General features: G+C 40.0%; 9 protein-coding genes. 6 read left to right on the forward strand and 3 right to left on the reverse strand.

All coding sequences use genetic code 11. The features are described from left to right. Positions 1–198: 198 nt before the first annotated feature. From ACYSN2_RS02365 to speB, 6 genes are all read left to right on the forward strand, one after another. Complete coding sequence (locus ACYSN2_RS02365; RefSeq protein WP_461748660.1) at positions 199–750, forward strand: class I SAM-dependent methyltransferase; 552 nt, start codon at positions 199–201, stop codon at positions 748–750. Between the two features lie 168 nt (positions 751–918). Further along, on the forward strand, positions 919–1,812 hold the full coding sequence (locus ACYSN2_RS02370) for a LysR family transcriptional regulator (RefSeq protein ID WP_461748661.1): 894 nt from the start codon (positions 919–921) through the stop codon (positions 1,810–1,812). A gap of 313 nt (positions 1,813–2,125) precedes the next feature. Beyond that, positions 2,126–3,283: an alpha-hydroxy acid oxidase gene (locus ACYSN2_RS02375; protein ID WP_461748662.1), complete on the forward strand. Its 1,158-nt coding sequence runs from the start codon at positions 2,126–2,128 to the stop codon at positions 3,281–3,283. A 206-nt stretch (positions 3,284–3,489) separates the two neighbouring features. Next, positions 3,490–4,857 carry a YjiH family protein gene (locus ACYSN2_RS02380; RefSeq protein ID WP_461748663.1) on the forward strand — a complete coding sequence of 456 codons (1,368 nt, stop codon included), beginning with the start codon at positions 3,490–3,492 and terminating at the stop codon, positions 4,855–4,857. Positions 4,858–5,054: 197 nt separating this feature from the next. Next, positions 5,055–6,698: a 5-guanidino-2-oxopentanoate decarboxylase gene (locus ACYSN2_RS02385; RefSeq protein WP_461748664.1), complete on the forward strand. Its 1,644-nt coding sequence runs from the start codon at positions 5,055–5,057 to the stop codon at positions 6,696–6,698. A 442-nt stretch (positions 6,699–7,140) separates the two neighbouring features. Then, positions 7,141–8,097: an agmatinase gene (gene speB, locus ACYSN2_RS02390; RefSeq protein WP_461748665.1), complete on the forward strand. Its 957-nt coding sequence runs from the start codon at positions 7,141–7,143 to the stop codon at positions 8,095–8,097. Positions 8,098–8,287: 190 nt separating this feature from the next. Here the strand turns inward: speB and ACYSN2_RS02395 are convergent, their stop codons facing one another. The 3 genes from ACYSN2_RS02395 to ACYSN2_RS02405 form a co-directional block, all read right to left on the reverse strand. After that, positions 8,288–9,415 (reverse strand): ABC transporter permease, encoded by a 1,128-nt coding sequence (locus ACYSN2_RS02395; protein WP_461748666.1) that lies wholly within the window; start codon positions 9,413–9,415, stop codon positions 8,288–8,290. Between the two features lie 2 nt (positions 9,416–9,417). After that, positions 9,418–12,291: a ribosome-associated ATPase/putative transporter RbbA gene (gene rbbA, locus ACYSN2_RS02400; protein WP_461748667.1), complete on the reverse strand. Its 2,874-nt coding sequence runs from the start codon at positions 12,289–12,291 to the stop codon at positions 9,418–9,420. A gap of 269 nt (positions 12,292–12,560) precedes the next feature. Next, positions 12,561–13,652, reverse strand: coding sequence for an HlyD family secretion protein (locus ACYSN2_RS02405; RefSeq protein ID WP_461748668.1), 1,092 nt, complete (start codon positions 13,650–13,652; stop codon positions 12,561–12,563). Positions 13,653–14,153: the final 501 nt, after the last annotated feature.

A 14,153-nucleotide genomic window follows, 5' to 3' on the forward strand; every position in this document is an offset into this window, starting at 1 on the left:
GATTGTTATAGTATTGAGCTAATTATATGTTTTAATAGATATCAGTAAAAATGTGCGATGATATGTATGGAAAAGATCAATAATGTTAAATATTATTAGAATTTTTAGATCCAATTTTCCAAAGTATTTTATAATACATACCTGACAGCTTTTACAAGAGCTGTAATATTTCTCTTAAAATCATAGGGAACCAACATTATGATGCCCAATTATAAGAAGCATCTGACGTATCTAAATAGTTTTATCCATTCTCCTCGAAGCGTTGGAACGTTGATTCCTTCCTCATCTTCGCTCTGTAAAGCGATGATTGCCGAGATGAATTGGTCGCAACATCATCTACAAATTGCAGAATTAGGTGCCGGCGATGGCGTTTTGACAAGGCATATTTTAAAAGTGATGCCGGAAGATTCTAAGCTTTTAGCATATGAGATTAATCCCTGTTTTTATAAACTTTTAGAAACGATTCGAGACGAGCGTTTAGAGATTTGCAAACGATCTGCAGAAGAGCTAGAAGCGCCTTTTAATGTGATCTTTTCCTGCTTACCATTTCTCTCGTTGCCGATTAAAGTGACCTTAAAAATCTTACAATCGGTCTCTAAAATCCTTCAAGAAACAGGCGGAAGTTTCATTCTCTTTCAATATACGCAAAAGATGGAAAAAGTGCTTTCCCGCTATTTTGATTGGGAAAGAAAACGTGTGATGAAAAACTTTCCGCCGGCGTATGTCTATTGTTGTAAGGCAAAAGCATAAAGTGGCAATATGAAAATAGCGCAGATTGAATATTTCACTATCAGCGATAGTGATCTATAACCTTCAATAAAATCTTCGTGCAACATCCTCTAAAAGCATCTACAGTGATCTCATTATAAAAATATATAAAAGTTATTATTAAGAATCACTAAATGAGAGTAAAGAGGGATGTTGAAAAGGCTAAGTTATCGGGATTTACGCGCATTATATGTGTTTGTGGTAGTGGCCGATTGTCAAGGTGTTTCCGCCGCACAAACCATTTTAGATATGGCACAACCTGCTATCAGTAATCATCTCAAATATTTAGAAGATCAATTTGGTTTTGTACTGTGTATTCGAGGTAGAAGTGGCTTCTCTCTAACGAAAGAAGGGCAAGAAGTTTATGATGCTTGCACGGTATTATCAGAAGATTTGGATCAATTTTATGATGAAATTATGCAGATTCAGCAAGCAAGTAGCACCCTTACCGGAGAGCTGAATATTGCGCTGATTGATGAATTACCCTTAATGTTAAAGAAGCAGATTTCTCATACGATTGCGAAATTTTATGAAGAGCATTCTCAGGTAACGCTGAATATTGAAATATTATCGCCCCATGAGATTGAATCAAGGATTTTAAATAATCGGGTGGATATTGGCATAGGATATTTTAGTCAGCATTTGAAAGAAATTTTGTATAAAAAGCTCATAGATGAGCGTCAATATATCTATTGTAGTCAAGATCATGCGCTCGCAGAAAATTCTACGATCAGCGTTGAAGAACTATTGAAGCAATATGCATGGGTACGTCGAGGATATAATATAGATCCAGAGATAGTTCCCGTTCGTCCTCTGAAGCTAACCGCAACGGCAAAGCAGATGGAAACAACATTGCTCTTTATTATGGCGGGTACACATATCGGATATTTGCCTTTAGATTATGCGACTCCTTATGTGGAAAAAGGCGTGATCGTGCCGATTTTTGAAGAGTTTTCTTACTCTGTCCCCCATCATTTTATTACGAAAAATCCGAATTCACCCTTAATTAAAATTTTTATGAAAAAGCTCTTATCTAATTCATAAAATGTTCCTGAGATATTTTGAGCCGATTTTTAATTCAATCCAATCATCTAGCAGATATTCTTCTATTCCTTTCATAAAAACACCTTAGAAGTAGTCTTAACTATCGGAGAATATGAAATAAAACAGGTGCTAATGCTTTATACATATCAATTTAGATATGTATAGATAATCATTCTGTTATAGAACAGAAAGGTGATCCGTGATTACTATGTAGATATCTCTATTATTCTCAAAATCATTTGATATGAAACAGATTAGTTAAATATTAGTTAAAGAGAGCCGTTATCTGGCATTGATTAAAAGGATTTATACAATGGCGATTATGACAAATATTGAAGACTTAAGAGTGGTTGCAAAAAAGCGCGTGCCAAAGATGATTTATGATTATGTGGATTCTGGTGCTTGGACTGAAAAAACGTATCGAGCGAATGAAATTGATTTTCAGAATATTGAATTAACCCATCGTGTGGGAATTGATGTTTCTTCCCAAAATGTAGCAAGAGAGTTGATCGGGATTCCTTCTACAATTCCGCTAGCTATTTCACCCACTGGGCTTGCCGGCATGGTGCATCCCGATGGAGAAATACTAGCTGTGAGAGCTGCGAAGAGTTTTGGTGTGCGTTATACCTTATCAACAATGAGTATTGCTTCTCTTGAAGATATTAAAGCAGAAGTGAATGCACCATTTTGGTTTCAGCTCTATCTGTTAGGAAATCGAGATTTTACCTATCGGCTCATTGATCGAGCAAAAGCGGCCGGCTGTGATGCTTTAGTCGTAACGTTAGATTCACAAATGGTGGGGCAACGACATAAAGATCTTAAGAATGGTCTCACGGTTCCTCCAAAGCCAACATTGAAAAATTGGATGAATTTACTGACAAAGCAGAGATGGTGTTGGCAGATGTTAAAAACGAAACGTCGGCAGTTTGGCAATATTGTCGGACATATGGAAGGCGTGACAGATCAAAAAAGTTCTATTTCTAATGGCTTACAGACATTTGATCTCACTTTAAATTGGAAAGATATTGAATGGATTCAAAAAGCATGGGATGGGAAATTGATTATCAAAGGTATCTTAGATAAAGACGATGCTAAGATTGCGAGCAATTTAGGCGCTGACGCCATTATTGTGAGTAATCATGGAGGCAGGCAACAAGATGGCGCACCTTCTACAATTCGAGTATTACCTTCCATTGTGGGAGCGCTTCAAGGAAGCTCCACCGAAGTGATATTAGATAGCGGGATTCGCTCAGGACAAGATATTTTAAAAAGCGTAGCTCTTGGCGCTCAAGGCGCGATGATTGGTAGAGCGCATCTATATGGCTTGGGTGCTTTTGGAGAGCAAGGTGTTACGAAAGTATTGGAGATTATGAAAAATGAATTAGAAACCAGTCTCTCTTTTACCGGAGTGACAGATATTAATGATGTGGATCAGCGAATTTTGATTCCCTCTACGATACCAACGTTATAAATGTAGAGGCTATTTACAAGAATTAATATATTTATTTCGCAACTCATCTCACACATAGTTTGTGAGAATCAATGAATTATAGAGATGTTTTCAAGGAGTACTTTAAAATTAAATAATTGATTTTAAACATAAAATATAATCAAAATACAAATTAGATGCTTCGATGCCAAAAAAATAATTTATTCATATCGAAGTTAGGAGGAAATATGTATACACAGAGTGAAGTTGTTGTACCAACAGATAATCGTGCGAAAAAACGATTTTTGTTTTTTTCATTAATAGGACTACTACTTTTTATTACCCCAATTCCGTGGAATGGCGAATGGGGCGTTGGCGTTGGAATTTTAGCAGGCATCTTAAAATCCTTTTTGCCGGCAAATACGTTACCGACGGTAGCGCTCTTTATTGTGGTATTTTCATCACTTGTCACCGGATTTGCATTAATTTTTAAACCCAAAATCTTCCAAACGAATCGTAGGTTACAGGAAATTTTTCTACCTTCCAAAATTTGGATTATCTTGCGGATGATTGGATCTGTGTTTATTGTGATGATCTATTTCAAAATAGGGCCGGAGTGGGTTTTCAATAAAAATACCGGTGGTACAATCTTAAATGATTTAAACCCAACGTTATTGCCTTTCTTCTTCTTTGCCATTCTCTTAATGCCTTTTTTAGTGGAATATGGCTTAATGGAATTTATTGGTTCGATGCTGGCAAAACCTTTCAGTAAGCTCTTTAAATTACCGGGAAGATCAGCAGTAGATGCGGCTGCTTCTTGGTTAGGATCTACCGCAGTGGGTGTCATTATCACAGCACAGCAATATGAGGAAGGCTTTTACTCTGAAAAAGAAGCAGCAACCATTGCCACTAACTTTGCGATCTCTTCTGTGGTTTTTAGCTTCTTAATTGCAACGGTGCTGAAAATCCCGCATTATTTTATTCAGTTTTATGCCGTTGTTGTTGTCACGGCGATTATTATCGCAATTATTTTGCCGAGAATCCCGCCACTGAGTTTGAAGAAAAATACGTATTTAACAGGTAAAGCGCCGGCTCCTGAAATGGCTCCTAAAGATATCTCTACCTATCGTTATGCCGTAGATCGCGCGATTCATAAATCAGAAACAGCACTACCACTAAAAGATGCGATTAAAAATAGCGTATTTGTTTTAATGGATGTCTATTTGGGATTAATGCCGGTGGTATTTGCGATTGGAACGATCGCTTTAGCATTATCTGAATATACGCAGATCTTTAACTACCTTTCATTACCGTTTTATTATTTATTAGAATGGCTTAATGTTCCAGAAGCGAAGGAAGCGGCACCTACGTTATTGGTTGGGTTTGCAGATATCTTCTTGCCGGCAGTATTAGGCGCATCTATTGAGAGTGAAATGACCCGTTTCATCATTGCGTGTACTTCTGTGATTCAAGTAATTTACATGACAGAAATCGGTGTATTAGTTTTGAAGTCGAAAATTAAATTGAATCTCTTAGAGTTATTTATGATATTCATATTGAGAACACTGATTGGATTACCGATTATTGTTCTCATTACAAAATATATTATTTTTTAGGAATTTTTTAGGAATTTTTTAGGAAGATTTATTTCTAATAAAATTTACAAAACTCCTTTTATTTAATAGAAGGGGTTTTTGTATTAGAGATACGAAGTTGTAATAAGTAAAGCAATCAAGCTCATTCAATCATCAATCATAAAAAACAAACTCTAGAATAGAAATCTCTAGGGATATAACAATAGAATTAGGAGGAAATGATGGTCAATAGATCTGAAACTTGTGGGGAATATTTAGTAAGACAGTTAGAAGCTTACGGCATTGAGATGATTTTTGGGATTCCCGGCGTTCACACTATTGAGCTGTATCGAGGACTTGAGCGTACCTCAATGCGCCATATTACGCCAAGGCATGAACAAGGTGCGGGATTCATGGCAGATGGCTATGCAAGAGTGAAAGGGAAGCCAGCGGCATGTTTTATTATTACAGGCCCAGGGATGACAAACATCTTAACGGCGATGGGGCAAGCGTATGCAGATTCTATTCCGATGCTCGTAATATCAAGTGTGAATAAAGTTTCGACATTAGGCATGAGACAGGGAAGACTTCACGAGCTTTATAGCCAACGTGAAATGGTTTCCGGCGTGAGTGCTTTCAGTCATACGATATTGTGTCCCAGTGAATTGCCGGAAGTCTTAGCAAAAGCATTTGCGGTGTTTAGTAGTGAAAGACCAAGACCTGTGCATATTGAAATTCCAACGGATGTGATTACAAAACTTGTAGAGATGCCGATCTATCCGCCGGCAACAATCTATCGATCACGAGTGTGCGATCAGGGCATTGAAGACGTCTATGCGCAATTACAAAGCGCTAAAAATCCTTATCTCTTTATTGGCGGTGGTGTGATTAATGCCGATCAAGCGCAATTAGTCCATATTGCTGAAAGCTTCGATATGCCGGTATTAAATACGATTAATGCAAAAGGGGCATTTCCACCAAAACATCCTTTGTCGATCGGATCATTACAAACTACAGATGTAATGCGAGAAGAGATTGCAAAAGCAGATGTGATTCTTGCTATTGGTACAGAACTTGGAGAAACCGATTATGACGTGGCATTTGATGGAGGATTTAAGTTAAATGCGAACATTATTCGTGTGGATATCGATCCGGCACAACTTCATTCAAACTATTTATCAAATATCGGAATTGTGAGTGATGCGAAGAGTTTTGTGAATTCGCTCTCCAACTTTATTGCGGGCCAATCGGCATCGAATACTTTTAGTAGTGATAGTCGCGGCGCGTTATTAGCACAGAGTATTAAATCACGCATTGATGGTAGTTTTCCGCCTGAATGGAATGTGCAACATGAAGTGCTCAATATTATTCAAGCGCAAAATGATGAAACGGTATTTGTGGGGGATTCCACGCAGATCGTCTATTCCGGTAACTTTATATTTGAACCAGATAAGGTGCGTAAATGGTTTAACTCGGCAACGGGTTACGGCACGTTAGGTTATGGATTGCCGGCAGCTATGGGTGCAAAATTGGCAAATGAAGCTCAACCTGTTGTGTCACTTATGGGCGATGGTGGGATTCAATTTAGCTTAACGGAGCTTGCAACGGCGGTTGAAGAAAAGCTAGGAATTGCCGTGATTCTTTGGAATAACTTTGGTTATCAAGAGATTAAGCGAGGCATGTTAAATGCCGGTATTTCTGCCATTGGCGTGGATATTTATACGCCGAATTTTATGGAAATTGCCACAGGATATGGTTGCCAAGCGATTAGTTTGACGAGTCTTGATACCTTAGCAGAAGAGTTACAGAAAGCTTACCAAAGGGATGTTCCGACGATTATTATGCTTGATGAAGCATCATTATATGCACAAGCAGGATTGTAATTTGATCTAAAGTCGCCTCAAATATCGGGCATAAGAATAGATGCAATGCTCGGAAACTCCCTTCTAATAAGGGAGTTTTTTTATAACTGTAGATCTGGAAAAAGAGGGTTATTAATGCGATTTCATGTTGTTAGAGGGCATTTTCTGAATGTATATAAAAAACCATATGTATAGTTAAGATTTTAGTTATAGAAGAATGAAATAAATCTGCTTAGTATGAAGATGAGCTTAAGGCGATTCATCCCACCAATAAGAAACGATCAAATGATCCACAAACAAGGTCGCCGAATATATGCCAATACCGAAGCAGGACATTGAGTATTGCTTCGCAAAAATAACAAACAACAAACAACAAACAACAAGCAATAAACAGTAAATAATAAATAACAAAAACCGATATTCAATATCCATATTATTAATCACACGGAAAGGGGAAAACTTTATGAGCCAGAAATTTAATCAGCCATTAGGCGGTAATGAAATGCCACGTTGTGGCGGTATTGCAACAATGATGCGTCTTCCAACACAAGCAAATGCCGAAGGATTAGATGTTGCGTTTGTGGGAGTGCCATTTGATATTGGTGCTTCAAATAGACCGGGCACCCGTTTAGGACCAAGACAGATTCGTGATGAATCAAGAATGCTTCGTCCTTATAACGTTGCGACAAAAGCGGCGCCATTTGAGAGCTTACAAATTGCAGATATCGGAGATGTGCCGATTAATACCTTTAATATTCTCAAAAGCATGGACATTATCACAGAATATTATCGTGACAATATCTTAGCGCACGGTGCAACACCGCTCACATTGGGCGGAGATCATACCATCGTATTGCCAATTTTAAGAGCGATGAAAGAGAAATATGGTCCTGTAGGATTAATTCACGTGGATGCGCATGCGGATATTAACGATACGATGTTTGGTGAAAAAATTGCTCATGGAACGCCGTTTAGACGAGCGGTAGAAGAGGGACTTTTAGATTGTAATCGTGTTGTGCAAATTGGTCTTCGTGGCACAGGTTATAGCGCAGATGAGTTTGATTGGGGAACAGAGCAAGGTTTTAGAGTGATTCCGGCAGAAGAGTGCTGGCATAAATCCTTAACCCCTTTAATGGCTGAAATCAGAGAGCTGATGAAAGATGGCCCTGTATATTTGAGCTATGACATTGATAGCTTTGATCCTGCATATGCGCCGGGAACAGGAACGGTTGAAATTGGTGGTTTAACAGTGCCGCAAGGTTTAGAGATTGTTCGTGGATTAAAAGGACTGAATATTATTGGAGCGGATCTTGTCGAAGTTTCTCCACCTTATGATCCCTTTGGCACTACTGCAGTTTTAGGCGCTAATCTTCTTTTTGAAATGCTCTGTGTATTGCCGGGTGTTCGTTATGATGAGTAACGGATAGGCATTAGTTAGATAGCTGTATTTAAATATTTATATTAGGATCTAAAGCATATTAGAAATATTCACACTAGGATCTAAGACATATTTAAATATACTTATTAAAGATACCTATTAAAGAACTCCTCCGCTCAGCGTCATTATCACGAAAGATTTACTGTGATAATGACGCTGAGTTTTTTGTGGATTACGCCATCTGCCCAATGGTGGCTCTAAATCTTCTGTGTGCGAAAAAGAAGAAGGATGCGCCGATGATAAAGAGGTAGAGCATGGATGGCCAAACAATGGTAATGCCGGCGCCTCGAAAGAGAATTGCTTTGCCTAGCTCAATAAAATGCGTCGTTGGGGATGCGAGCATTAAGTATTGAATGATTCCCGGCATACTTTCTCTTGGGGTCATACCGCCGGAGAGCATTTGCAGGGGTAATAATACCAGTAACAATAACATTCCAAATTGTGGCATATTTCGAGCGATGGTTGCGAGATAGATACCGATAGAAGTTGTCGCAAATAAGTTGAGCGCAGCGCCCATAATAAAGAGCGTGAGCGATCCTTCAATGGGCACATGTAACGCACCTTTTACGACAAAAATCAGCGAAAGGGAAGCGGCGATTAAAACCACTAATCCCATCGCCCATACTTTGGAAATCATGATCTCGAAAGACGTTAACGGCATCACTAAAAGATGCTCAATGGTGCCACGTTCTCGTTCACGAATCACGGCTGCGCCCGTTAAGATAATGGAGAGCATTGTCACAAGGTTAATCACTTCATTAAGCGCACCAAACCAAGAAGCTGTGAGATTCGGATTAAAGCGCATTCTTTCCGTAATACTGACCGGCAATTCCTGCTTTTCACGAATTCTTGCAAGATATTCTTGAACTTCGGCATTGATGATATTGTTGATCATCATGCTTCCGGTGAATCCTTGCGTCATGCGCGTTGCATCGACATTGAGCTGAATGGTCGGCGTTCGATCGCCGAGTAGATCTTGTTGAAAAGAGGGCGGAATATTGAGCACAAATGTGTAATCGCCACGATCTAAACCGGAATCCATTTCGCTCAGAGTAATTTCATCAGGAAGCGTGAATTTTGGTGGATAAAAAGCGCCTTGAATTCGCTCTGAAATTGTAGAGCGATCTTCATCAACAATAGCAATACTCGCATTTTGTAAGCCATCCGGCACTGCCGTTGCGGCCGTATAAACGGAAGCGGTAAAAGTAAAAGCGATGAGAATGAGGAGAATAGGATCTCGGATTAAGCTCCAAATCTCTTTGACGCCAAGATTGTAGATATTTTGAATATGTTTGACCATTTTTACGAATCCTGTTTTTTGAGTAAAAGGATACTGCAAAGGACAATGAGCGGGCCGCCGAGCATGAGAATAAAGAGTTCTCCTGTAAGATCGCTAAAGTAGAGCGATTTACTGAAAATACCTCTTGAAACAGTCAGCATGTGCGATGCCGGATAGATTTCGCCAATAAGGCGAGAAATGCCATCCATAGAGCTCACAGGATTGAGCATTCCCGCAAATTGTACCGCCGGAATTAACGTCCCAATAATAGTAAAGAACATGGCGCCAATTTGGCTACTTGTGAAGCTTGACGCAAAGAGCCCAAAGCCCGTTGAAAAGATGGCAAAGAAGAATGTGGCAATCGTAAGCGTCATCAGGCTACCTTTAATGGGAACGCCGAATATGACAATGGCGAGAAGAATCATTAAGAGGAAATTGAGCATGGAAATCATAATGTAAGGCAGCTGTTTTCCTACTAAAAATTCAAACTTTGTGACCGGCGTCACATAGAGATTAATGATGGAACCAAGCTCTTTTTCACGCACGACAGAAAGCGCCGCCAGCATTGCCGGAATCAGCAGAAGCATAATGGGAATCACGCCCGGCACAATCGCCATTAAACTCTTCACATCAGGGTTATAACGATAGCGGATTTCAGTATCAAACTTCGGCTCAAGATCGATTCCATAGCGATATTTCGCCTCTTTTTGCAGCCAATCAGCATGCATTCCTTGCACATAACCACGAATCGTTTCCGCACGTTGCGGCATTGCGCCATCAATCCAAACGGCAATTTCAACCTGCGAGCCTTTCGCAATATCTCGCGCGAAATTGGGCGGAATTTCAATCGCAAACGCAATTTCGGCACTTCGCATGCGATGGTCAAGCTCGTCATAATTGAGTATCGGTTCATGCTCCACAAAGTAGCGAGAACCGGAGATATTATTGACATAACTTGTGCTGAGCGCCGTTTGATCTCGATCTAAAATAGCGTAGGGAAGGTCTTCCACATCCATGGTAATGCCATAGCCAATGGTCGCCATTAAAATGAGGGATCCGAGTAGCGCAAGGGTTGCTCTGACAGGATCTCGGCGCAGTTCCAATGTTTCTCGCCAAGTGTAACTAAGTAGTCTTTGTAAACTAAAGCGTTCCCGTTTTGGTGAATCTTCCGGCGTGAGTGCTTCTTTTAAAATTTCAGGATTCTTAAGGGTTTCTACGGCTTCCGATAATTCTGAGATTTCAGATTCTAGGATGTCAGTTTCTTTCGTTTTTTCCGACTTGTCTTCTTGTTGGGTTATTTTTTCTTCAAGTGAGTGATGCGCCTTTTGAGGAATGTTGCTTTCTGTTTTCGGTATATCATCGCCGGCGCCGGCATCTAACAGATATTTAATAAACGCTTCTTCAAGAGTTTCTGTCTGCTGTTTAATAATGAGATTGTAAGGCGTATCGCTATCGAGCACTTTGCCGGCATGCATCATCGACATGCGATCACAGCGAAGGGCTTCATTCATAAAGTGGGTGGAGATAAAGATCGTCACGCCATCTTTACGGGAAAGCTCAATGAGTAAACGCCAAAAGTGATCTCGTGCTACAGGATCAACGCCGGAAGTGGGTTCATCTAAGATCAGAAGCTCTGGTTTATGCACCATGGCAACGGCAAGAGATAAACGCTGTTTCATGCCAAGGGGCAGATCATCCGGCAATTTATCGAGAACATTTTTTAAGCCAAAACGTTCCACCATCTCATGCACTCTTTCATCAATTTGATCTTTCGGTACATGGAATAGTTTGGCGTGAAGCTCTAAGTTTTGAAGCACCGTTAGTTCGCCGTAAAGGGAGAATGCTTGCGACATATAACCAACACGTTTTCGTGTATTGATATCTTCTGAATCGATCTCTTGCCCGAAAAGCCACGCTTTACCGCTCGTTGCCGGCAATAAACCTGTGAGCATCTTCATCGTTGTGGATTTTCCGCAACCATTTGAGCCTAAAAAACCGAAGATTTCGCCTTTTTGAATCTCAAAACTGACATTATCAACGGCCGTAAAATCCCCAAATTTCATGGTTAAATCTTCGGCTTTAATGGCAATCGGCGTATTTTCGGTGATTTCTAAAGATGGCACGATAATCGGCTCGTAACCCTCTTTTTTACTCTCTGGAAGTAGCGAGATAAACGCTTCTTCTAAGTTATTAGTTTCGGTGCGAAGTAAGAGCTCTTCCGTGGTGCCGGTGGCGAGAATTTTTCCATCATCCATGGCGATGAGCCAATCAAATCGTTCCGCTTCATCCATATAAGCCGTTGCCACAATCACGCTCATAGAAGGGCGTTCAAGGCGAATACGATTAATCAGATCCCAAAATTGCGAGCGAGCAAGGGGATCAACGCCGGTGGTCGGCTCGTCTAAAATCAGCAAATCGGGATCATGAATCAGCGCACAACATAAGCCGAGTTTTTGCTTCATACCGCCGGAAAGTTTGCCGGCAGGGCGATCTAGAAAGGGGAAAAGACCGGTACTTTTTGTCAGATCATCAATCCTACGCCGGCGCTCTGTTTCATCGTGTCCGAAAAGTCGTCCAAAAAATTGCAGATTCTCTTCCACAGATAATGTGGGATAGAGATTTTTCCCTAAACCTTGTGGCATATACGCAATACGAGGGCAGATCGTTTCGCGAATCTCTTTGTTTCGCATATCGCCACCAAGAACGATGACTTCGCCACTTTGAATCGCTCTAGCGCCGGAAATCAGGGAAAGAAGCGTGGATTTCCCAACGCCATCCGGACCAATCATTCCCGTAATAATTCCGCTCGGGAAATCTACAGAAAGATGCTCAATCGCCGAGATTTTTTTGTAATTGAAAGAGACATTTTTGACCGATACAACGGCATGATTCGACATCAAATATTCCTTGTTGAAAACTGATTTGATAGAGAATGAAGGAGTTTTAGTATTTTCTCTTTGATGGGATTTTATGAAGATAAGGGAAAGGATTCTAACTGCGGGCGAGAGATTGCTAAAAGAGTGCAATCGTTCTATCCCGCAATGAATCAGCTATTCTTAGATTCCTTTCAATCTTTTTTCACATCTGCTTTTCAAGCATCTAAAAATTATCCCAAATGGAGAAATGATGGTTTATCGCAATGCAATCGTAATTGAATCGCAATGAACTACTTCGCATTTGCTTCTTCAATGAGTTCGCCATTTAAAAATGCCGGCCATTTCTTATCAGGATCGACTTTGATATATGCTTCGCCAGTCACGCCCGTTTTAATATATTTGCGGTAACGATCTAACAGTTCAGGATCAATCTGCGCTTTCACGCGGTACATGAGCTTTTGACGCTCGCTCTGAGTTTCTACCGTTTTCGGCGTAAACTGCGCTTCTGATGATACGAAAGTGACACGAGCTGGAATCGGCGTATCTGGCGCGATATCTAATATGATGCGGACTTCTGTGCCATCTTTTTGTCCTTCGACTAAAAGACCGGTGTATTCAGTCGGTACGAAGAACGTCATATAAACTTTAGAGAGATCAAGGAGATTCAAGACTTTTCCGCCGGCGCCGAGAACTTCTGAAGGTTCAGAAATTCGGTATTGAATGCGACCTTCCACAGGCGCGACTAAGTTTGCATCGCTAATATCGGCAAGTACGCGGTTAATCGTGGCATCTGATGCCGTTACTTGAGATTGCGCCGCAACGAATTGCGCTTTTGCGGCATCAATTGCAGATTGCGCTGCTAAAACTTGGGAATTTGCCGTCGCCACTTCCGCTTTTAAAACGCGAGTATACGCTTCTTGATCATCTAATTCTTGTTCTGTTGTGGCGCCTTTTTTCACGAGGGTTTGAATTCGGCTCAGTTTCTTTTCCGCGGCATAAAGTTTACTTTCAGCGGCAGATACAGCAGCGCTTGCGGCAACTTTATCGCTTTCACGGGCTTTAATGATGGCTTCTGCGGAATTGGCATGATGAATGGATTGCTGATGATACGCTTTTGCTTCTGCTAATTGCGCTTCTAAGGAATCGAGTTGCATGACGGCAAGGAGCTGACCTTCATCGACATAATCGCCTTCATCGACCAAAATAGTATCGATTCTACCGGGAAGTTTTGTGGCGATATCTAAGGGCGTGACTTCAATTCGGCCATTACTTTTAATAAAACCTTCTGTTTCATCATGGTTCAAAAAGTAATTGGCAAGGATAATCAGCCCAACGATGACAACGCCACCAATAATATATTTTTTACGATTGCTCTTTTGCATTTGAAAACCTTCGGTCAAAAATCTAATAAAAATTGCTTAAAATCTAAAGCGGAAATATAAAATTCAATAAAAGTAATGATTTTGTAATTTAGTTTTAGATTTATTAAAAATTAATCAATATCTATTAGCTTAGCCACTTTTGAGCATTCTTGCGAGCCATTCGGGGAGAAAGCCTTATCTTCCTGACCTAACGCAATCCCTAAAAAAGATAACCCTCTCTTTTAGCACTATTTTTTATTTTCAGGAGAAATGAGATTAGATTGTGATGATGAATAAAAGTATCTGAAAAGAGGTATAAAAATGGACATCATTAATTTTTAGCATGTGAAGCATTAAGGTTTTCATTAAATTTCCATGAAACCGTAATTAGAAATAATGAAATAAAAATTTAAAATAATTTTCCATGGTTGTGGTTAAAACTTATGCAACTCATTGATAATATTTATTTAAATCATTTTATGCTTGGTTGATTAATGTAGGGTGTTTATTGATTTGAATTGG

It is taken from the genome of Ignatzschineria sp. LJL83, assembly GCF_054871845.1.

Excerpts from the sequence above, each read along its gene's own strand:
- rbbA (WP_461748667.1), bottom strand. The coding sequence starts at position 12,291 with ATGTCGAATCATGCCGTTGTATCGGTCAAAAATGTCTCTTTCAATTAC.
- ACYSN2_RS02375 (WP_461748662.1), top strand. The coding sequence starts at position 2,126 with ATGGCGATTATGACAAATATTGAAGACTTAAGAGTGGTTGCAAAAAAG.
- speB (WP_461748665.1), top strand. The coding sequence starts at position 7,141 with ATGAGCCAGAAATTTAATCAGCCATTAGGCGGTAATGAAATGCCACGT.
- ACYSN2_RS02365 (WP_461748660.1), top strand. The coding sequence starts at position 199 with ATGATGCCCAATTATAAGAAGCATCTGACGTATCTAAATAGTTTTATC.
- ACYSN2_RS02395 (WP_461748666.1), bottom strand. The coding sequence starts at position 9,415 with ATGGTCAAACATATTCAAAATATCTACAATCTTGGCGTCAAAGAGATT.
- ACYSN2_RS02370 (WP_461748661.1), top strand. The coding sequence starts at position 919 with ATGTTGAAAAGGCTAAGTTATCGGGATTTACGCGCATTATATGTGTTT.
- ACYSN2_RS02380 (WP_461748663.1), top strand. The coding sequence starts at position 3,490 with ATGTATACACAGAGTGAAGTTGTTGTACCAACAGATAATCGTGCGAAA.
- ACYSN2_RS02385 (WP_461748664.1), top strand. The coding sequence starts at position 5,055 with ATGATGGTCAATAGATCTGAAACTTGTGGGGAATATTTAGTAAGACAG.
- ACYSN2_RS02405 (WP_461748668.1), bottom strand. The coding sequence starts at position 13,652 with ATGCAAAAGAGCAATCGTAAAAAATATATTATTGGTGGCGTTGTCATC.